The sequence below is a fragment of the Rothia sp. HMSC08A08 genome (genome assembly GCF_001808385.1).
GTDB classification, from domain to species: Bacteria; Actinomycetota; Actinomycetes; order Actinomycetales; family Micrococcaceae; genus Rothia; species Rothia dentocariosa.
In genome coordinates this window covers 1-21,152 of record NZ_KV793065.1, presented here as the reverse complement: position 1 = coordinate 21,152, position 21,152 = coordinate 1, and the positions used below count along the sequence as shown (strand labels likewise).

General features: G+C 55.8%; 20 protein-coding genes. 14 read left to right on the top strand and 6 right to left on the bottom strand.

The window, feature by feature from the left end; all coding sequences use genetic code 11:
* Nucleotides 1–7 precede the first annotated feature (7 nt).
* The 4 genes from HMPREF3164_RS04805 to HMPREF3164_RS04790 all read left to right on the top strand — a co-directional run bounded on the left by HMPREF3164_RS04805 (nt 8) and on the right by HMPREF3164_RS04790 (nt 6,359).
* Nucleotides 8–538, top strand: coding sequence for a hypothetical protein (locus HMPREF3164_RS04805; protein ID WP_070449301.1), 531 nt, complete (start codon nt 8–10; stop codon nt 536–538).
* Between the two features lie 568 nt (nt 539–1,106).
* Nucleotides 1,107–3,647, top strand: coding sequence for an ATP-binding protein (locus HMPREF3164_RS04800; protein ID WP_070449299.1), 2,541 nt, complete (start codon nt 1,107–1,109; stop codon nt 3,645–3,647).
* A 115-nt stretch (nt 3,648–3,762) separates the two neighbouring features.
* Nucleotides 3,763–5,859 carry a hypothetical protein gene (locus HMPREF3164_RS04795; protein ID WP_070449297.1) on the top strand — a complete coding sequence of 699 codons (2,097 nt, stop codon included), beginning with the start codon at nt 3,763–3,765 and terminating at the stop codon, nt 5,857–5,859.
* A gap of 56 nt (nt 5,860–5,915) precedes the next feature.
* Nucleotides 5,916–6,359 (top strand): pilus assembly protein TadE, encoded by a 444-nt coding sequence (locus HMPREF3164_RS04790; RefSeq protein ID WP_141744105.1) that lies wholly within the window; start codon nt 5,916–5,918, stop codon nt 6,357–6,359.
* Between the two features lie 240 nt (nt 6,360–6,599).
* Here HMPREF3164_RS04790 and HMPREF3164_RS04785 read toward each other — a convergent pair whose 3' ends face one another.
* The 5 genes from HMPREF3164_RS04785 to HMPREF3164_RS04765 are packed head-to-tail and all read right to left on the bottom strand — an operon-like array spanning nt 6,600 to nt 11,336.
* Nucleotides 6,600–7,514 (bottom strand): hypothetical protein, encoded by a 915-nt coding sequence (locus tag HMPREF3164_RS04785; protein ID WP_070449295.1) that lies wholly within the window; start codon nt 7,512–7,514, stop codon nt 6,600–6,602.
* Nucleotides 7,511–8,404 carry a type II secretion system F family protein gene (locus HMPREF3164_RS04780; protein WP_070449293.1) on the bottom strand — a complete coding sequence of 298 codons (894 nt, stop codon included), beginning with the start codon at nt 8,402–8,404 and terminating at the stop codon, nt 7,511–7,513. The genes HMPREF3164_RS04785 and HMPREF3164_RS04780 overlap by 4 nt, the downstream gene beginning before the upstream one ends.
* A complete protein-coding gene (locus HMPREF3164_RS04775; protein ID WP_070449291.1) occupies nt 8,401–9,876 on the bottom strand; it encodes a TadA family conjugal transfer-associated ATPase in 1,476 nt (491 codons plus the stop codon). Before HMPREF3164_RS04775 ends, HMPREF3164_RS04780 begins: the two co-directional genes overlap by 4 nt.
* 5 nt (nt 9,877–9,881) lie before the next feature.
* Complete coding sequence (locus HMPREF3164_RS04770) at nt 9,882–10,685, bottom strand: hypothetical protein (RefSeq protein ID WP_070449288.1); 804 nt, start codon at nt 10,683–10,685, stop codon at nt 9,882–9,884.
* 9 nt (nt 10,686–10,694) lie between these two features.
* Nucleotides 10,695–11,336: an SAF domain-containing protein gene (locus HMPREF3164_RS04765; protein WP_070449286.1), complete on the bottom strand. Its 642-nt coding sequence runs from the start codon at nt 11,334–11,336 to the stop codon at nt 10,695–10,697.
* A gap of 107 nt (nt 11,337–11,443) precedes the next feature.
* Between HMPREF3164_RS04765 and HMPREF3164_RS04760 the strand changes: the two genes are divergently transcribed.
* From HMPREF3164_RS04760 to HMPREF3164_RS04730, 8 genes are all read left to right on the top strand, one after another.
* Nucleotides 11,444–12,388 carry a ParA family protein gene (locus tag HMPREF3164_RS04760; protein ID WP_070449284.1) on the top strand — a complete coding sequence of 315 codons (945 nt, stop codon included), beginning with the start codon at nt 11,444–11,446 and terminating at the stop codon, nt 12,386–12,388.
* Nucleotides 12,389–12,424: 36 nt separating this feature from the next.
* Entirely contained in the window at nt 12,425–13,090 is a 666-nt protein-coding gene (locus tag HMPREF3164_RS04755; protein ID WP_070449282.1) for a hypothetical protein, read from the top strand.
* Between the two features lie 126 nt (nt 13,091–13,216).
* A complete protein-coding gene (locus HMPREF3164_RS04750; protein WP_070449280.1) occupies nt 13,217–13,420 on the top strand; it encodes a hypothetical protein in 204 nt (67 codons plus the stop codon).
* The gene (locus HMPREF3164_RS04745; RefSeq protein WP_070449278.1) at nt 13,410–13,799 is read left to right on the top strand and encodes a TadE/TadG family type IV pilus assembly protein; all 390 of its coding nucleotides are present in this window, start codon (nt 13,410–13,412) and stop codon (nt 13,797–13,799) included. Before HMPREF3164_RS04750 ends, HMPREF3164_RS04745 begins: the two co-directional genes overlap by 11 nt.
* A gap of 31 nt (nt 13,800–13,830) precedes the next feature.
* Nucleotides 13,831–17,100: an AfsR/SARP family transcriptional regulator gene (locus HMPREF3164_RS04740; RefSeq protein ID WP_070449276.1), complete on the top strand. Its 3,270-nt coding sequence runs from the start codon at nt 13,831–13,833 to the stop codon at nt 17,098–17,100.
* A gap of 3 nt (nt 17,101–17,103) precedes the next feature.
* Nucleotides 17,104–17,655 carry a prepilin peptidase gene (locus tag HMPREF3164_RS04735; RefSeq protein ID WP_070449274.1) on the top strand — a complete coding sequence of 184 codons (552 nt, stop codon included), beginning with the start codon at nt 17,104–17,106 and terminating at the stop codon, nt 17,653–17,655.
* 122 nt (nt 17,656–17,777) lie between these two features.
* Nucleotides 17,778–17,900, top strand: a complete 123-nt coding sequence (locus tag HMPREF3164_RS11505) for a hypothetical protein (protein ID WP_256387501.1) — start codon at nt 17,778–17,780, stop codon at nt 17,898–17,900.
* 153 nt (nt 17,901–18,053) lie between these two features.
* On the top strand, nt 18,054–18,518 hold the full coding sequence (locus HMPREF3164_RS04730; RefSeq protein WP_070449271.1) for a TadE/TadG family type IV pilus assembly protein: 465 nt from the start codon (nt 18,054–18,056) through the stop codon (nt 18,516–18,518).
* A 47-nt stretch (nt 18,519–18,565) separates the two neighbouring features.
* On the opposite strand, the gene HMPREF3164_RS04725 is transcribed toward HMPREF3164_RS04730, so the two are convergent.
* Nucleotides 18,566–18,925, bottom strand: coding sequence for a hypothetical protein (locus HMPREF3164_RS04725; RefSeq protein ID WP_141744104.1), 360 nt, complete (start codon nt 18,923–18,925; stop codon nt 18,566–18,568).
* 299 nt (nt 18,926–19,224) lie between these two features.
* Between HMPREF3164_RS04725 and HMPREF3164_RS04720 the strand changes: the two genes are divergently transcribed.
* Complete coding sequence (locus tag HMPREF3164_RS04720; RefSeq protein WP_070449266.1) at nt 19,225–19,449, top strand: ribbon-helix-helix domain-containing protein; 225 nt, start codon at nt 19,225–19,227, stop codon at nt 19,447–19,449.
* Nucleotides 19,450–19,558: 109 nt separating this feature from the next.
* Nucleotides 19,559–21,152: peptidoglycan DD-metalloendopeptidase family protein (locus HMPREF3164_RS04715; protein WP_083297344.1), on the top strand; the 1,594-nt coding region annotated here is incomplete at its 3' end.

Genomic DNA, 21,152 nt, shown 5'->3' with positions numbered 1-21,152 from the left:
GGACATCATGGATGAGCATCAGCAGGAAATCCGTGTCGGGAAATTTTTTACCCGCAGCCGTAAGATCCCGGTGCTGATTGGGCGTCTGATGGATGGCTCTAAAATCTGGGGTGGACCCTACACCATCCTGCAGGTTGTTATCGGTGCCGTCACCATCTTCCTCATGTGGCAGACCAACAACCAAGGATTGTGGGGGTTAGGGAACATCATCATCGATATGCCTTTATGCCTTGGTGTGGGGTGGGGTGCTGCGTGGGCGTCCGGGAGGATTCCCTCAACCCGCCGGAACCTCCTCAACGCGGCGTTATCAACCTCGGCAGGATTCGTGCAGTCTCGTGCTGGGATCTATAAGGGGAAGCCCCTACGGGTGAAGCATGCCGCCAAGAGCCGCCCGAAAAAATACCACCAGGTGGAGGAATCATATCAGCCTCCACAGCCACCGATTACCAGGGCAGATACCCCACCTCACAGGCAGGTACCGGCGGCACGTACCTCACTAGAGGCTATCCTCGCCCAAGCACGTACACCCCGCCAATAAGGAATCCGCAAGAAAATCGTGTGCACACTATGATGCCCCGACCCTTCACAGGGTCGGGGCATCACCACTACCTACCGGCAAGACACGAAACAGAAAACCCCGATAGGGACGTAGATGTCAAGGGGGTGTTTTTCTTGGGTACCGTAGTAGACTAAAAATGCCCCCTGCGCGGCACACCCCCACGAGACACCAGCGAACCGGTCGTGGAGGGGTTGTACCAAGAAGGGGGGTGGGCGGAATGTCGAAAAGGGTAAGCAAAATCGCTTCGATGATCGTGCGAATTGTTAATGCCGTCGCACGGCTCATCGAAGCGATCGCGAACCTGATCGACGTCATCAGCAGCTAGCTGATATGACGTCCAGGCAGGTGCCCGTTGCAGCGGGTGCCTGCCTGAAATAAGTATATACTTATTTCCCTCAATGCTCTAGAAATATTCCTTTGAGCCTAAATTTCTGAGAAAACCCTGATAAGGGACAAGAATTTTTTTCGCTGCTGTCACATCCGCCCCGCCCAGCGGTACTTCTATGGTGATGATAGACCATGAAAACTCCCAGCGGAGGAGATAAGGATGAGCACGACCACCCAAAACCCTATCTTGTGGGGACGCGAAAACATCTTCGTCACCCGTGACGGTATCGCATACGCCATCTTCGAGCTTGAGGGACTACCCTACGGGTACTCCTTACCAGAGCATAAGGAATCAACCCGCGCCCACCACCAAGCACTCTATCAAGGGCTCCTCGGGGACTACACCATCCTCGGGCTCCTCGCTGATACCGATCCAAGCTACGTCGTTAACGCGATGCTGGAGGGGGTAGACCTACAGCGATGCCCCGCTTGGCTGAACGAGGCAAACCTCGCCATGGAAAAATTCGAGGGGAACCCCTCCGGTGAGCGCATCTACTTTTTGGTGGCACCACTTTCGGGATGGATGCACCCCATCCAGCGTTTCAAAGAGATGGCGTTCGTGGCAGATCAGAAGATGAAGCTGGCGATGTCGGTTCCGGTGTGCCCGCCTCCTGAGGCGTTAGAGGCTAAATGGCGGCAGGCTGCGCGGGAGTTGAGCTTCCGTATCCCGAGCTATTTCAACCCGAAACCGGCTTCGACACAGAAGGTGCAGTGGATTTTTGATCATGCCCAAAAACGCGGATTGGGGCTTGATTTGCCGTATCCTCTCTCTGATGAGGTGGGGCAGTCGTGGGTGAACTTACGGGGTTTGCCGGAGCCCTTATTGGATGAGGGCGGGTTGAGCGATTATGAGGGCGCTTTAGGGCGGCTGGAGCAGTTTAAGCGGCGGTATGTTAAGGTGGAGCATCCCTCATGCCCACCGTCGTATCAGTGCATGATGGTGATGTCCTCCACCCCGATGGCGGGGTTTGAATTCCCCGGTGGGGAGTTTTTGGAGATGGTGAATCGTATGCCGGTTGACTGCGATTTCGCGGTCCGTGTTACGACGGAAACGAAGCATAAGGCGCAGCGTGATAATAAGAAGTCTGAGCAAAACCTCAACGACCAGTATATTCAGCAGTCTGGTGGCCAGTATCAGATTTCGGGTGGGTCCTCTGATCTGGAGCAGAAGGCGATGGAGCTTGCTGAGTATGTGCAGGCACTTAACGCCTCGGACCTGGAGGTTCAGGTGTCAGCATCCATGATCTTTGCGGTGGGTGGAGGAGACCCTGAGGAGGTTGAGGAGAAGGCCCGCTATGTGCAGGAGGTGTACGCCTCCCAGGATTTCATCTTGGACGCCCCGTTGGGAGATCAGTGGCACCTGTGGTGGGATATGCTCCCCGGAGCATCACTATCGCGGGTTGCTAATGAGCTTACGCAGGTTACTACCGGCCAGTTTTTTTCGTACGGGGTGCCGTTGGTAAGTACTGAGCTGGGGGAGAAGACCGGGTTTTATATTGCGGATAACCTCTCGTCGGGGCGGCGTACCCAGGTGCTGATGAACCTGGGCGGGAACGCTGAGGCAGATAAGTCAGGCTCTTTCGGTGCTGTTGGGGAGCTGGGATCCGGTAAATCCGCATTCTTAAAGACTGTCTCGTCCCACACGATTGACCGGGGCGGACAAATGGTGGCGGTGGATCACTCTGAGAATCAGGAGTGGGCAGCGTTGGGTAAGGCGATTGCTGACGCAACCGTCTTAGATTTTGAGGATCCTCAGTACTCACTGGACCCGCTGCGGTTACACGGGCCGACACAGCGTGCCTACCGTGATGTGATGTCCTTATTCTCGATGCTCTTCACCTTGGACTCCTCCAGTCAAGAGGGCGGGATGCTTGCGCAGGTGATGCACCCGGAGAACCTGCGGCAGGCAGGGATTGCCTCGATGCGTGGACTGCGGGATGCTCTGCATACGGGACATGGTGTACCCGCTGAGTTGCGGCAGGTTGCTAAGGATGTGGGACTGCTGATGGACACGGTCATGCTCGATGATTACGGCAAGTACCTCTTTGACGAGTCGCTGCCAGTGTTGAGCTTTTCCTCCTCGGCGATCGTATTTTGTACGCATGGGCTCAGGCTGCCTGAGGATTATGAGCTCTCAGATTATCGTCTGCGTCGTGCGATGCTGCCGGAGAAGAAGATCGGGTACGCAACCTATGGGCATATCGCCTCGGTCGCATACGCGATTTGTACCGGTGATGATACCCGCGAGTCCCTGTTCATGGTGGACGAGGCAGCCCATATGACGGCATCCCCGGAAGGGGAAGGCAAAATCATTGATATGATCCGTCGTGGCCGTAAGCATAAGGCGGCAACCGGATTAGGGTCGCATGTCTCCTCCGATTTCGGGTCGAAAACTCTGCAAGGGCTCATCCCGCACCGGTTTGTGTTCCGCTCATCGGATACGATTGCCGGTGAAAATCTGGAGTGGCTGGCTGAGGGGTATAACACCTATGAGTACCGTGAGCTTGTCAAAGGTTTTTCGCCTCTAGGACGGGATAATAAACCAGTGATTGAGCGTGCCGGTGAGTGCCTGTACCGGGACGTGAAATCCAGGATCGGAAAAATCCAGATTCAGCTTCCGCTGGATCCGGTACGCCGAGCAGCAACCTTGACAACTCCGCCTAAGAGCCGCGCAGCCTCCTCTGCGTCGCAGGCAGCCTAAATAAGGAGGGGAAAAAATTTTCGGGTCAGCATGTCACATCCGTCCCGCCCAGCGGTACTTCTATATCTGTGATAGCCCACCTTAGGGTTTTTCGGCAGAGATAGAGAGATGACGTATGGATGAGATGTATCCCCGGCATGTGCTTAACGACCTGATCTCACGGGTGCACTTGTGGATGTGTGAGCACCCGCGGCGTGGGCGCGCCATCAAAATTTTCAGCATCTATATGTTTTTCATCATCATAGGTGCTCGTGCCGCACACGCTGCCGATATGACACACTCCTCAGGAGACGCGAACACCTTCTTCTTGCCGGGCGGGAGTCTGCACGATACCCAGGGGGTAGAGATCGGTAAGTACTCTACCTTACCGCTTGACCGTGGGGACATGTGGACCTTCGATAAGACTATCCTCGGCACCGTCTTAGATCTGCTCTGGAGCGGACACTACTTCTATGTGGTGGCACTATTAGCGATCGTCCACTGGGTGCTGTCTTTTGAGTGGTTGGGGATGATCCTCTCACCTATCGGGACCGTCGCGGGGCAGGTTCAGCAGCTCGTATCTCAACTCGGTCTTGAGCCACTCGCCCTCACCGCAACCGCCCTAGCCGTCTGCGTCTCCTTTTTCTTCCTGAAACGTAAGGGGGCGGCTATCGCGGAGCTCACCGTGGTGCTGTTCATCGCAGTTTTGGTGATTGGTCCCGGTGTTAACCTAGTTAACTCGCTGCAGGGGCCAACGAACTCGGCGCAAGCCTCAAAGAGCTTTGAAGAGCAGGACGGGGCGTGGTTTAACAAGGCGATCCGGTGGGGTCAAGACCTGGGGGAGAGCGTCTACTATCGTAAGGACGGGGCTGTGCCCTCTCATCAAGCAGGGCATGACGGTAAGGATCAGCGGAATCAGGATTTGGGCAAGACGGGCGGCTCTCCGGCGGATAGGATCACCTCGTCCCTGGTGGATATGCTCTTGCGTGAGCCATCTCAGGCGGTCGTGTTCGGGGCGAACCTGGACACGAACGGTAAATGTAAGGAGAAATTTACCGAGGAGATTAATAAGCGCGACCCGAACAATATTCCGGAGAAGGATATGCGTGAGCATATCTACGGGGAAGGGGAATGCTCCTACACCAAAAAATTTGTGACGACCGCGAACTGGTTCAAACTCGCGATTTTACTGAGCTTCGCGTTCGAGACGCTTGGGGTGACGGTACTGATGATCGCGGCGGTATGGAAAATTATCCAATCCGTCTTTGACGCCTGCTGGAGCGGTATTAAGGCCATGATCTCGGCGTGGAAGGCGCTTTTCCCGCTAGTGGACCGCTCCCGGTTTTTCACCGATTTCGTGAACACTATCTTGGGCGCGGCGATGGTCGGAGTGTATGTGGGGCTGCTGATTATCTACCTCTACCTGCTGGATGAGTATAAAAACGCTACGAGTAGCTGGCCGGTAGTCCTCAAGTCGGTGGTGGTCGCTATTATCGTGGTGATCATGGCTGTCAAGCTTATCCAGCTCTCTCATAAGGCTAAATCTAGCGGGTCCAGTCTCTCGCAGCGGCTTGCGGGTATGGGGCTACGCGGCTCTGGCGGTAAAGCCGCTCCGGCACGGTTCCCCGCTTCCGCCCCGGCAGCCCCACGGTCATCGGGTACTAGCGGTAAGGCCGGTGCTGAGGGGCCGCCCGGGCGTGCAGCTCCTACCGGCGGCGGGTTCGGTCGGGGTTCTGGGTCTCGTCGGCAGATACTCCACGCTCAATCTGCCCGATCCGGGATGCGGTTCCTCTCCCGCCCCTCCCGCCGGAACGACAACATTCTGGATCAGCGGTCGTATGACAGTAATGGTAAGCGGATACGTCACTCTAAAAAGACCTACCAGGATGATAAGACACAAAAGCAGTACGAGCGGGTACAAAAGCAGAATAAGCGGGGTAACCGGATCGCTACCGCTGGTGCTGTCGCCGGTGTTGTCGGGTTATCCCCGGCTGTGGCGTTAGGATCCCAAGTCGTCGGGCAGTCGATGGTACGGCACAGTGAGCGTCGTGCCCAGCGGATCCAGCAGGTACACGGTAAGCCTCAGATTATGGTCAAAGACGGTAAGGGGTGGGTGCAGTATCACGATCCGTCCCGCCCACAGCGTCGTGAGAGTACGCCACGTCGTGAACATCCGGATTATCAGCGCCGCCCGGACTACCTCAACCGCCGCCCTCACCCCCGCAGGAAATAATGTTATATAAAATATAATATATTGTATTTTATGAAACATGGTGGTATGCTGGTCGGGTGGAGATCATAAGAGCTTGGATCGTAGGCTCTGCCTGGTGGCAGAGCCTACGTGCACGCTGCCAGAGCGGATCATCAAATGCGGTCGCAGTGCTGCTGATGGTACCGATCCTGCTGCTGCTGGCAGGCTTGGTGATCGATTACGGTGTTAAGGTCTCTGCTGAGTCTGACGCTTATGCTGATGCCCAATCGGTGGCTCGTATCGCTGCTGATGCTGGCACATACGGGCATCGTGGGGGTGTCGATAGTACTCGTGCTGTCGCTGAGGGGCGGCAGGCTCTCGCCGCTGCCAACCTCAACGGAGATGTTTGGGTTGAGGGTGAGATGGTGCATGTGCGCACCAGCAAAACCGCGAAAACGTATTTTTTAGGGATTGTCGGTCTCTCCCAGGTCACCGGTACCGCTGAGGCGTCCTCCCGGATGGTTACTAACGATAACGGGTAAGAGGATGGGGGTTTCTCTCGCGCGTATGGACGGCTCCCCGTAGAACCTCGGGGTCGGGGTCTATGCGTAGTCCTGCGATGTATACTGTCTCCCCGTATGATTTTGATGGCTAAGGGCGAGTTTTCACGGTGATGAGGATGCGATCCGTCTCATACGTAGTAGAGACTGGCTTATCATAAAGAAGAGTTGCACGATGTTCAAAAATATCGAGCATCATTCCTACCCCCTGGTAGATCTTATCTAGGAGCGGATCAGATTAAGCATGAGCGGGAAGAGCATAATCCCGATAAACACGATAGACAACAGCGGAATAAAAACGCTAAGTGATTCGCTGTCACGATTCGCTTTCTCATGGGTCTCGTTGAGCATCTTAACACGCAGTGAGGATCCCGCACTCTTGAGGGACGTATACACGGCGGCACCGCTTTCACCAGCCAGCTGCACGATCTTAGCCGCCTCAATCAGGGAGGAGACCTGGATGCTCTCACCTAAGGTCACGAGTGCTTCCCACGGCTGCTGATACGTGTACTTAGCATATGCGATGGTGCGTGCGATACGGGTGAACACCCACGAGTTGCCGACTGAGGCTGCGTTTTCTAGGGCGACTGAGGGTGCTGCCCCGCGGCGGCGTTCCATCGCGACTAGCTCTAAGAAGACCGCTACGGAGCGGGTGAAATCATGCCGTGCCTGCTCAGCACGCTCTTTGAGTTGCAGTGCCCGTAGGTACCATCCTAGTCCCATGCCCGGAAGGATGAGCAGGATCGGGATAATTAGCGGGATCCCCAGTAGTCCCATTGTCATGCTCAGCGCCAGCGGGGTGATACCTCCGATGAGAGCCCAGAGTGCCCGCTGATAGTAAAATTCGGTCTTGGAGATACCCAGGATCTCCAAGTCGGCAGCATTGACACCCACAAATTTTTGTAGCCGCTTACTCTCGGGTAGGTGAGCGATAACCCACGCGCCCACACGCTCTTGACGATCCGGGGTGCGGACTGTGATCTCCTCACCCTGAGCCTGCTGCAGGCTAGGCTTGTGTACCTGCAGATTCTCTAAGGCGCTGGTGAGCTGTACCTGCTGCGGCAGTAGTGGGGATAGTAGTAGAGCGATACCCCACCCGGCGGCAGCACCGCAGAGGATTAGTAAGACAATCATCATGAGCGTACCTCCTGAGGATGAGCCGCACCGGTAGGATCATCGGTGAGGATACGGGGGATAGGATCTGGGGTGATACGCATCCGCATCATCCTCAGTACCAGCAGTGCGAAAGCGACTAGAGCGGCAAAGACGATCTGCCCTAGTGGGCTGCGGTATGGACCCGAGAGCGTGGGGATGAAAGGTACTGCCACGATAAGACCCAAAATGAGGATGTTGATGATGGCTACTGTGGTACGCGGGGTCGCTTGGGTAGCGATAATCTCACGGCGTACCGAGACCTCCTCACGGGTCTGCCTTGCCAGCTCGCTAAGAGCGTCCGCAAGTCCCTGCCCGCGTTGGCGTGCCGCTAGGATGAGGGAGGAGACCACTAAATCGGCGGTGGGGTCATTGAGATCTTGAGCGAATGCCCGCAGCGCCCGCTCTGTCCGCCAAGACGAATTCAGACGCGCGATGAGCTTGCGCAGGTGAGGACGCAGCGTATCACCCGCATTCGAGTAGGAGGCCTTCAGAGCACCCTCCAGATGGGAGCCTGTACTGATAAGCCCGACCAGGTTATGCGTCCATGCGGCAATATTGTCCAGCAGATCCACGGACTTATCCTTAGGCAGGAACAGGGCCGGACCCATAAAGATCAGGATGGGGACGATGATGACCATAATAGGCCAGCGCAGCAGCACCCAAAAGATCAGCCCGGCGAGGATGCTGAGGATAAGACGGGTCGTGTCGATACGACGTATCTTATCCTGCAGCGTGAGGTACCGCTGTTGCAGTGCCCCTGGCGGGGCAGTGTTCTCTAGGGTCTCATCGTTGCGGGTTGCTACAGCGATCATCAGAAGGGTAAGACCACCAATACAGACCATGACGGCTAGGACGATCAGGATGGTACTCACGAGCTGTACACCCCCTGTAGGGGTGCCTGCCACCCAATATGGTGAAGATCCGAGAGAGTTTTCGGGTTGGTGGGGGCGGATCGGAAGACGGGGTCTGCCCACCCCTCCGGCATCTCAAAAATGTTGTTGACGCTCACCTGCCGCCCGCCTTCTCCGGCGAGGACTTCACTAACATGGGTGACCTTACGGACAATCTGCCCGCTATAGGGATCCCGAATCTTTTTCATCTGCACAATAAAATCCAGCGAGTCTGCCAGCTGCCGGGAGGCGTAATCGTAGGTGTACCCGTCTGCCATCGCCAGACCGGCAAGACGGTCGATCGCTTTCTCCGGGGAGTAGGCATGCACGGTGCAGAAGGTGCCGCCGGCGATCTGCATCGCCTCAATGAGCGATGAGATTTCTGAGCCGCGGACCTCACCGACCATAATATGTGAAGAGTTCAGGCGCAGCGCCTTTTCGACGCACTGCTTGAGCGTGTACTCACCCACGTTATGGCCCGCTGCGTCTTTCTCACCGGTGCCGGGTCGGTACTGCATCTCAATCACCGGCAGCACCCGGTGACGCTGATCGTTCAGGTGCAGCTCACGCTCTTTTTCGATCGTGACAATCTGCTCGGTCGGGTCAATGACCGCCGCAAGAGCACGCATGAGCGTGGTCTTACCGTCGCCAGGGTCACCAGCGACCACAATAGACTTACGGGCGGTAATCGCGGCGGTGAGGAAGTCCCGAACCTCCCGTGTGAGAGTGTTCAGGTTCTCCAGGTCATCGAGGGTGATGTCGATATACCGGTGGATACGCAGGATAACGGTGGGACGCTGCGCGATCGGGGGTGCTACCGCCGCCAGACGGATATACCCCATAATATCCAGGTCAAGATCGGGGTTTGCGGTAGAGAACGGGCGGGAGGCCTCACCTTGGGACTCGGAGATATGCCGGATCATCTCCATGAGCTCCTGGTCGCTGCCTGCTATCGGTGGCATGCGGCGGCGGGTGCCGTCGGTAAATTCGGCGAAGACCTCGTCGTAGCCGTGGATGTGGATGTTATCGATCTCGGGGTTATCCACGAGCGGTTGTAGCCGCCCGAGCCGGAAGATCGCGTCGAAGACCGCTTGAGCGATCTGGTGGGTGTACTCGTTATCCCACTTACTGATCTCACCCTCCGTGGCCAGCAGGGAGCTCTTGGTCTCAGAGATAACACGGCTGATAATGGCCCGTGCCCCCTGGTGACGCTGCTGTTCACTGTCGCTGGTGAGGATTTCCGGGTCAGAGCTGAGTCTCTCCGAGACAAGCAGACGGATAGCCTCGACATCCTCCCACACCTGCTGCTGATTCTGCTCTACCCCGGAACCAGCCTGCGCGTGAGGACCCTCCACATTGGGGACAGGTTGTGCGGGGGTGGTGAGGATTAAAGACTGCGCCAGAGGTGGTAAGGATGGTGAGGCTGGGGTGTTGTGCTCGGTCATATCGGGCATACCGGTTATACCTCCTCTAGGATGCTGCGGGATTGCTGGGCGAGGTGCTGCACCGTGGTTGCGTACTGCCGCAGCGCGGCGGGGTACTTACTCTTATGTTTACCTGATGGGGCGATCCCATAACTGTAGTAAGCAGCCTGCATCGGGTCATACGGTAAGGTCGCCGCCACCGGCACATTCAAGGTCGCTGCGACCTCCCGGGCAGGGTAATTGCCGGTGAGAGACTCATGCAGGATAAGACGGTATGAATCCTGCTTCCCTGAGCTCTCTAGGTATGACCCCAGCCGGGTGATATTCTCTTGAGCTGCTGAGATATCTACGAGCGTGGATTTAAGGTGAGCGAGGGTGACGGTAGAGGCACTGAGGATAGACAGCCTAGGGTCCTTATCGGTGATTCGCCCCAGGTCGATGATAGTATCAACCCCGGCTTTTTCTGCCTCATAGCAGACACTCATCAAATCAGCCCAGAAGCTGGTGTACCCGGCGGCTGCGGCAGGAGATGCCGCCGCCGCCAGCAGATGCTTCGGGTAGGGGCCGCCGCTGACACTGACCGGGTCTTGTGCGAGAGGGATCAGCTGAGCCCACAGAGAGTCTAAGGACGGGGCATAGGTGTGGAAGGACTCGATGAGATAGGAGATCCCGCGGCGGTAGGGGATTGCTGCCTGCATGAATCCTGCCATCACAGAGGAGGGCGCGGTCGTATCTGCCTCAATGAGGAGGACGGGATTTTCCCAGGTGAGAGCTAACGCGAGTGAAGAGACACTAACACCGGGGGAGCCGTGTGAGGAAAAGCTGGAAATGATCGTCATAGTATTTACCTACTCCTCACTGTTACCGGTGAGCGCGACAACAGCTTTCTTATTAGCTATCGCTTCCATAAGAGCACGGTCGTTAGAGGTATCAGTAGGGACGAAAACGTCGATTTTGACGTAACCGTCTTTCGTGGTGGTGACGGTATCGACCTTACCCTGAGCAGGGTTCCCGCCGCCATCCTGTGCGGGGGCTGTAATCGTGACTCTGTCCCCGGTCTTCAAAGGCCGGGAGGGAGTATTGGTCTCTGGCAGGACTACACCAATCAATTCCTGACCCTCGGGAAGCGTGAGAGAGTCCGTGGTGTCTTGGGTGAGGATCAGCTGCCCAGCAGATATATCCTTCGTCGCTTTCTTACCTATGATCTTACGGCGATCCTCAACCTGGATTGTGCCCGAGTTCGCATCTTTAATATTAACTGTTGTGAGAGATTCCTCAGTAATAGTTTGTCCCCGCGAGATATCACTTTTGACAGATAGTACCTGCTGTGGGGTGTCCTGCAAGGTTAAGGCGTAAGCGCCGAGGCCTCCTACGATGGCCAGCGAGGTGCCCAGAAGCGCGATTTTACGGGTTTTTGTTTTAGGCTTACTGATCTTCTCTCCCTTCCCGGCAGAGCGGGACGGGGCAGAGTTTTGCGGGGCTGCTGACATTGGTAAAAATATCCTTTAGTGGCTGATACTTGCAACAATGATAAATATAATAATACTATTATATATTATATTTACTTTTAGGTGTAGTAGGTTTATAGGAGGGTCATATGCAGCGCAGGCGTACCCGCTCCACCGGAGTCATCCGACGTAATAGCGCTCACGCATTGCCACGTGTGTACTCTATCAGTAACGGTAAGGGTGGTACGGGCAAAACGTCGATTACCGCAAATATCGGTGGGCTCGCCGCAGCCGCCGGGTACAAGGTCCTGCTGATTGACTTTGACCCGCAAGGAAACCTCAACCGAGACCTGGGATACCAAAACAGTGACGAGGGGAAGGCACAAGCCTCAGCTATTATCACCGGCGCCCCCCTTCCTATTACTGCGGGTATCCGCCCCAACCTTGATATCGTCTTAGGCGGCTCGGAACTCTCTCACGTGGTGACAGCGATGATCCCGAAGATGGTCACGATGAGTGAACCGACTCTTGCTGACCATTTCCACAGCTCTTTAGCTGCCGTAGTGGAGTCCTACGACATCATTCTCATTGATACTCCTCCTGGAGATGCGCTCTTAGTAGAGAGCGCCTTCGCAAACTCGACCGGGGTGCTGATTACGACCCGCCCCGATGAAGCGTCCCTTGACGGGGTGGATCTCACTGCAGACCGTTTCGAGCTGGTCCGTGCGATTAACCCGAAGCTGCAGCTTATCGGCGCGGTCATCTTTGCTACCGGCACTCAGTCCACCCGGATTGACCAGGTGACACGTGAGGCTCTGACCGAAATTTTCGGTGACCCGAAATACGTATTCGACACTAAGATCCGTACTGCTGAGGCTGCGGCGGTGGACTCCCGCCGGGAGGGAAAGCTCATCCACGAAATCGCCCCCGAGGTCGAAAAAGCCGTTTTAGCCAGGTTCTCTGCACTGAAAGCATCCCGCCCTATCGGGGGGAGTTTTCATGCCACCAATCTGGACGGGATCGTTGAGGACTACCAAAACCTCACCCTCGAATTTTTACGCCGGATTAGCTGGTTGGAAGAGCAGACCTCGTAAAACTTTTTACCTTGTATATAAGGAGATCAATAGAGCATGTCACAGCGTAAAAGCCGCGCGGAGTCCTTCACACCGAGCGAGAGTATCCCGCGAATGCAGGATAAGCTAGATCAAATGGGTGGGATCCTCGGCCCTCGTCCCTACCAGGGAGCTATACTGCAATCCCAGAATTATCTAGCGAAAGTGCCAATAGAGGGGAAAGGGGATCAGGGGTCCTCGTACGGGTACTATGTATCCGAAGACGAGGACGTCGACACTCAGGATACCGATACTCAGGATTCCCCTTCGGCGCAGGACGCTGCCCCAATCCAAGACACCGATACTGCCCCTGAGAAAAAACCTAAGAAAAAATCGCGAGCCTCTAAAAAGGTGCTCGTGGCTATGAGCCTTGATGACAACCTGCCTCAGGAGGTCCGGGATTACGCCCGGCAGGAGGGGCTGAACAATCAGGTGGTGATTGAGCGTGCCTTAGAGTTCGTCCCTCTGGAAGAGATCGCTCGTGAGATAGAGCCGCAAGACCCACCCGGCGGGTTCCCGAGTACTCGACGGATCCGCCGTGACGTGAAGACCCGCATGCTTAACGTCTACCTTACCCAAGAGCAGATAGACTGGATTGCCGAGGCCGTTAAGAAAACAGGGGCAGGAAGCCGCAGCCACTTTATCTCCACAGCCCTCAACCTCTTCTTCGAAGCTCAATATTAGTAGCGGCACCACCTCATGACCGCCTACATTCCCATAAAAAGTTTCGTGGCGCTGTCACATTCGTCTCCTCAAGCCGTACTTGATAATGGTATAGGCACATATCACCGCAACAGAAAGAAAAACATCATGGTTTTTTTCCAGCAGCTCATCCTCTGGATCGCTAATGCCCCTGCCCGCATACACGATGCCCGCAAGTCCTTACACGCTAAGGCACAATCCGGTGCAGACTCGGTGGAGTGGATCCTTGTGATCCTTGCAGCGGTAGCAATTGTCGGCATCATCGTTGCCGCAGTGACCGCCTTCGTGAACGGCAAAATTGGTGGCCTCTAAAAAGCCTCATCCTCAGGATGAGTCACAGCGTGGTAGCCAATCAGTCACCTGGCTGATCGCCTTCCCCGTCACCATCGTATTACTGCTCACGGTGATCCAATTCGGCTCCTGGTGGCTGTCATATCATGATGCCTCCAAAGCAGCGAATGCCGCCTACTATACGGCACGGGTTCGCGGCGGTACCCCTAACGAGGGTATCGCCGCAGGAAACCGGGCGGTGGGGACAACCTCCACCATTAAGAACATGCAGGTTGAGGTCGCTAGGAGTGGGGATGCTGTCACGGTGACGGTCACCGGTGAGGCTCCCTCAATTTCGCCTTTGTGGCCGGGGCCAGCTATCACCCATACGATGAGTGGTCCTACCGAAGACTCTCTCTAAGACACACATACATCTCTAAGGATAAAGACCGATGAAGCGCGTATTTTTAGCCGGTGCCTCAATCTTGGCGATGGCAGCGATCCTCCTAGGTATCCCTGCCGGACTGATCGCGGTTGCAGGTAACCCGCTGGCAGATATCGCCTCATGGGGACAGTACCTCACTTCGGCAGATATCGGATCGGTCTTCCTCCTGAAGATTTTTTTGCCCCTAGTGGGGTGGGTGTGCTGGGCAAGCTTCGCGCTGCCTCTGATCTTAGAGATCATCACGCACCTGCTGCACAAGCCCTCTATCAAGCTTCCTGCGGCGCTGAGCTGGCAGCAGGGTCTTGCCGCTGTACTGATCGGCCTGGTGATCTCAACCTCGGTCGGTGCCTCGATAGCGCCTGTGATGGCGACCCCAAGCGTGAGCAGTTCAGCTGGAGTGAACCCGCAGGTAGATCTCACAGCTGAGAGAGCCGGGTTAGAATCCTCAACAGCTCAGTCTCAGCATCATGCGGCTGATCAGCAAGGGAAAACCCCAAGCGTGCGGTACCAGGTGCACGGGTATGAGACCCTGTGGGATATCGCCCACAAGACACTAGGTGACGGTAACCGGTACGTGGAAATCCTGAGCCTGAACATGGGGCAGATTCAGCCTGACGGTGCTGCCTTGGACCAGACACAGCTTTTGCATGAGGGATGGATCCTAACCCTACCAGCTGATGCTCAGCTGCCCGCCCCGCAGCAGAGCGTTATAACGGTGCAAGAGGGAGATACACTCTCAGGTATCGCCCAGCAGCAGTACGGCGACTATGAGGCGTACCATCAGATTGCTGCCCAAAACGCTGGAGTAACCCAGGCTGATGGCACCACGCTAACGGATGCGGATATTATCCAACCCGGTTGGCAGTTAACCCTCCCTGGCGACGGTGCCGCCGCTACCTCTCCCTCTGAGGTACCCGCGCAGCCTGCTCCTGAGCAGCACAGCCCGAAGGCACAGGAAAACCCGCAGACTCCCGCCTCCCCCTCAGAGAGCACCCCGCAGGTGCCGCAGACCGATTCGCAAGCCCCTCAATCCCCCGAGCATTCTGAGTCTGCCGCCCCTGCTGTACCAGCACCGGAAGGTGCCCCTGAAGCTTCTTCGGCTCCGCAGTCTGCCTCGCCTCAGCATGCTCCGTCTGAGCCGGATACTCCTACCGAATCGGCACCTGCTAACTCTGATACTGCCGAGGCCCCTACGCTTATCCCGGGCACCTCAAACGAGCCGTCCGAGGCAACATCCCCAGCAGCAGATACAGCCTCACACACCACCGAAGAGGAAAGCGCACCTTGGGCGACCTTCGCCGGTGTGGGAGCTCTGCTGGCAGGCGGTATCTTAGCTGCGGTGGCTGCCCGCCGCTTCTACCAGCGCCGCCGACGCCTACCCGGGCAGGACCGAGACTTCAGCGATGACGCCTATGATACGTACACCGCTCTTGCCCATGAGGCATACTCCACCGGTGACCGCGGCGGAATCGAGGATATTCACAGTGCACTGAGAATCCTCAGTAACCACGCTTACGACACGCAGAGCCCTGCCCCTGAGCTTAACCTGATCACAGTCGATGAGCATACGATCACCCTATACTTGGCGTCCCCTGCCTCTCTGCCCTTCCCATATACACCCCGTGAGGACGGCACAGTCTGGGACATCGCACTGTCTGACATTCCCGACTATGTCCCCGAGGCACCGGCACTCTACCCCGCATTAGCGACCCTGGGCACCGATCGTCAGCAGCGGCTTATCCTGCTTAATCTGGAACAGGCTAACTCGCTAAGCGTGAATGCTCCTGAACCGGTAGCGGCATCAATCTTTGCTGCGTACGCCACCGAGATCGTCGCTAACCCGTGGGCAGATAACCTGCGCTTATCGCTCGTTGGGCACCACAACCAGCTGGCGCAGTCTCTAGGTGGCTCCCGAGTAAGTACGTACAGTACCGAACAGATCGAGGAGTGTATCCGCGCGTTAGAATCTGAAGCGACGGCAGCCCGTGATTTCCTCACCCGCCACGGGTATACCTCCCCACGCGAGATCCCTCTCAGTGCCGATACCGAGGCGTTCACCCCGCATATTGTGATGGTCTCGGAAAGCGTGGATGAAGCATCACGAATGAAAATTCACAAGATCATCCAGGGAATCCCGCGTGCCGCTTTAGCGGTTATCTCCCAGGACACCCCCGGCAGCAGCTACAGTATTACCGCACAGGTACACCCCCACGAGCTCGACCCCACCGCTGTTTTAGAGCCGCTCGGGATCACCTTCACCCCCCAGTACCTGACTGAGACTGAGCTGCAATCAGCAGCTGATTTGCTGCAGGAGACCTCACAGGAGCCGACGGGTACCTCACTGCTTAGTGAGGAACCTGATCCCGCTGATACTCCACGCAGCTCTGACTCGTCTGCGGTGGTGGGCGATAGCTTAGAGGACGCGGCCGATGAGCTTCTCATCAGCCAGTACCTTACCCCCACCACGGCGGCGCAGCTTCTTGCCCCCACTCTCACGGATGGGCAGAGCATTGGTTCCCGCCACCCCTTCCTGGCACTTTTGGGACCGGTGAGGCTCTTAGACCCTGCAGGGCAAGCACCGACCGGATCCAACGGCAAGGTATCTCCTACAACTACTGCCCGCACGGTCGCGCTCACCGCGTTCTTAAACCTGAACCCGCAGGCGACGACCGAGCAGTACCACCAGGCGTTCTGGCCGGGTAAACACTATGCGCTCAAAAGCGCGACATCCTCCCGGAATAAGCTCACGAACCAGACCCGAACATACTTGGGGAAGGACCCTGAGGGTAACGACTATCTTCCTCACGCCTCCGGGGTCTACAACCTCAGCAGCAGCATTATGAGTGACTGGGATATCTTCCAGCACCTGATAGGGACTAATATTGCGACCGCCTCAACCACCAGCCTGTTCGCTGCGCTCAAGCTGGTCCGGGGGGCACCTTTAAGCGGTGTCAAAGAGCGGCATTACACCTGGGCTGAGGCAATCCGGGAGACGATGCTCGACACCATCATTGATGTCGCCTATGAGCTTGCTGCCCGATCCCTAAGGACCGGGGACACCCAGACCGCCCGGGTTGCGGCCCGGATCGGTCGTGAGCTTGACCCCGCCAATGAGGCGCTGTGGCGTGCAAGCCTGCAGGCTGAGAGTATCGCCGGTAATAAGGAAGCTGCCCAGCAGCTCGTACAGGATCTCGCAGCCTACCTGGAGCAGTTCGATGATGAGATGACCGAGCAGACTGAGCAGCTCATCCAGGATCTCAACCTTGTAGGTGTCTAGCGTATGCCTGCCGCCCCTCCTGTGACCCCGCCGCGTCCTCACCCGGTGATCATAATGGTCACTGCGGTCATAGCGGCAGTTATCACCGCCCTCACCCCTGCCGCCGTACCGGCACTAGGTGTCATCGTAGGCGTACTTTATGGTGTCCCAGCAATCCTGTGGGATATCAGGCACCATATACTCCCGGACTATTACACCTACCCGCTTGCCGCTGCCGCCGCTGCCAGCGGTACTGTACTTATCCTGATGGGGCAGGCAGCTACCGGAATCACGATGCTGCTGACCGGGGGTGCTACCGCCGGGGTGTACCTCATCCTCGCCCTGGTGAGCCCGATGGGTCTAGGAGACGCTAAGCTCGCCGCTGGTGCCGCTGCCTTTGTGGGATATTACGGGTGGCTGCCCGCCGCAGCGGCTTTCATCCTGACCTATGTGGCGGCGCTACCTCAAGCACTCTATGCGGTGTGGCAGAAGCAGACGATGGTGGCTCTAGGACCAGCAATCCTAGCCGCAGCGGCAGGCGTACACCTCTGGAATACAATACAGTGTATAATATAGAATATTATATTTTATTGGCATCATGAGGCGCTGACATCCTCCCACAAGCCGCATCAGTACGCCATAATAAGGATGTCCGATACGATTACACATACATCCGTAATGAGAGGACTCAGAGGTTCATGACCCAAACTACCAGACTATTAGTTCCTGCCGCTGCCGTCATGGCGGCACTGCTGCTGGATGGCTGCCAAGCCTCCAGCAGTGGTGAGGGGAATCTTCCCGCATCCTCTGAGGGCTGGTGAGATCGTGCATGCGGTTCCGTTTGAGGGTAAGGATATTGTGGTGGTGGACGCGGCAGCACGCAACGTAGCACCCTAGAATATAAGTCTGACTAGTGTTTATGCCTATTTTTGCATATAGCCAGATGCCTATATAGCCCACCAGGAATGAATACAATGCGTAGTGTTATAAACAATATTTGTAGACGTCGGGATGACTCAGCCGAGCGGGGTGACACCAGCATCGAGCTTATCCTGCTGACCCCTGTAGTCATCCTGATTATCGGCGTCATTGTCTTTGGTGGGATTATCGCCCGAGCACAGTCCGTGATCGGTACCGCTGCGTCTGCTGGTGCCCGTGATGCGGCATTGACACGTACTCCAGCGGCTGCTGAGTCAGCAGCTCGTGACGCAGTAGCCCGTAACCTCCAGGAGCTCAAATGCTCTCAGCTGGAGGTCAACGTTGATAATACAAGTGCAGTTAATGCTGAGCCTGATACCTCTATAGGGAAGCGCACTATTACGGTGCATGTGCGATGTACCGTTGAGACGAATCCGATGGGGTTGCCATCATTGCCCGGTGCTCGCTCGTATGAGGCGACGGGGACGGCTGCTGCAGACGTTTTCCGCTCTGAAAACTGACTGCCTATTTCTTAGGGTGCGCTTTTCGAGAATATTTCGGGGCGCACCTATTTTCGTTCAGATCCAAAGTAGAACCCGATGACGGACGCTACAAGGGTCTGGATGGAGGTAACGATAGTAGTCATGAGATGATCCATACGAGCGGCGGTGCTCGTCAGATCTAATGAGTAGATAATCATGGAAAACCCATAAATACACACGAGAGCTGCTAGGAGGATGTAGCCGTAGTATGCGCGGGTCCTCTCACGTTTCTTGTGTAGCTCATTGAGCTGCATAAACGGTTTCGTGAGGGGAGGTTCGCTTTCGACGATACTTGGCTCGTTGGAAAGAGACTCTGTGCTTTGAGACTCTACAGGACTAATCTTGAGCACAGGTGTTTCCTGTGGCTCCTCATTTTCTTCGATCATGATTCGCTCCTTTATGTTATCTTCTTCGATCATGATTCGCTCCTTTGCGTAGAGTTTTTGAGCTATGTACATAGAGTACTTCATTTTGTGTATATAGTATACATGAATCATGTGTATACAAAACGAATAAAATTATCATGTAATATGTCTCTTATGTGTAATTTATGTGTACTATGGGGATATTGGGGGTGTATATTTTAGGAGTATTACGGTAAAACTGCTACGTTCACCTAAGTTTAACGTTCAACAACTCAACTCATCACCACATACTCACAATATGCGAAGGAGGGGATCTTCAAGTGACCATCGTCCAGAAGTGCCCAACATCACGCCTGAGCGTGAACATCAACGCCGACACTGTTGACATTCTCAACAGGTTTAAAGAGCAAGGGCAATCAGCTACCGAGACTGTTCGTCAGGCTCTGGCGGCCTACGACTACTTTAAGAAGGAGATTGATGCAGGTCGTCGTATTCAGACCGTCGATAAGAATGGTGAGCAACGCACTGATGTTGTCTTCACCTAATATCACTGTCTAGAACCTCAAGGTGGGGCACCAGATTTATCACTGATACCCCACCTTTTTTGTGTCTTACTGTCACAGCCTGCCTGCCGGTAGGTACTTATATGGGGTGATGAGTAAGGCTAAAAAGATCGCGATCACCAGTATTGTCGGGGTACTCGTATTAGGGTTCCTCGTGTGCATGCTGGGTTTTATCCTGCTTGCAGGGTATATCGCCTCTAATGAGAATGCCCATAAGGAGCTTGCCAAGGACGGACGCAGCTGTGTTCCGATGGCACCTCCGGATGGTAATCCTTATCAGGAGAAGTTTCAGGCTGCTGCCGCCCGAGGGCAAGCACCTTCTGGTGGGGACGGTAAGTATGTTGTGCCGATGGCGGGGGTCATTACCTCCCCTTACGGTCGGCGTGATAACCCTCTAGGTACTGGTGGGGACGCGGATGATGCCTTGAATTTCCACCGTGGTGTAGATATTGCCGGTGTTCCTGAGGGGACACCGTTTTATGCTGCGGCTTCCGGGACCGTTAAGTCTGTTGACTATGGCGGACCTGATGGGGGTAACGGCATTATCATCTCGGGCGATGATGGGGTGGAGTACTGGTACTGGCATGCCGCCACAGGTACTTCTAAGGTGCGTCAAGGTCAGCATGTGGAGGCGGGTACTGAGCTTGCCGGTGCTGGCCAGACCGGTCTTGCCAGTGGTGTCCATCTGCATTTTGAGATCCATGTTAATGGTCAGCACACCGACCCGGTGCCCTTTATGAAAGAGCGTGGTATCACGCTTGGGCAGGGCGGTGACCAATCCGGCGGCGGTCAGCACAAAGACGGCGGTGGGGACAAAAAAGAGCAGAAAAAGCAGGAAAATCAGAGTGTAGAGACTGTCTCCGCCAATGGTGGGCGTATTACCTGGTCTCCTGAGCAGATGAAGAACGCCGCGACTATTGTCTCAGTTGCTAAGCAGCGTGGCTTGTCAGAGCGAGGCATGATTATTGCGTTGATGACCGCTTTGCAGGAATCAACTTTGAATAATTTGGATCATGGAGATAGGGACTCGGTAGGTCTTTTCCAACAGCGCCCCTCTCAAGGGTGGGGGTCAAAGGACCAGATTATGAATCCTGAGTATGCCACAAACGCTTTTATTGGTGGGCAAAAAGGGGAGTTCCATCAGCGAGGCTTATTGGACGTTAAAGGGTGGGAATCCCTAGAACTAGGGGAAGCCGCTCAGCAAGTGCAGAGGTCGGCTTATCCTGCCGAGTACACAAAGTGGGAAGCTACCGCGCGTGAAATCTACGAGCATGTAAAAGACGCAGATGGTCATGGTGTTGTGGGGCTGACCTTGTGCGATTCGGAGAGCGGTAAGAAGGCCATAGCCTCACACGGGGAATCGTCTGATCAGAAAGCTCAGGCGAAAGGTGACGAGAAAAAAGAGGATAAGAAAGACTCTGAGGCTGCGCCCTCACCCTCTGGTGAGGAGCAAAAGCAGGAAAGTGACCAGCACAAAGACGGTGATGGGGACAAGAAGCCTGCTAAGAGTCGTCCGCTCACAAGTGAAGAGCGTCAGCGGGTGTTAGAGACCGCTGCCAGTGGTGTAGGAGACGGCAGTACTTACCGTCAGGGCGGTAACGACTTCAAAAGCTGGGATGCCTCCGGGTATGTGCAGTGGGTATACCGGCAGGCGGGTGTGAATCTTCCTCGCACGCATCAGTGGG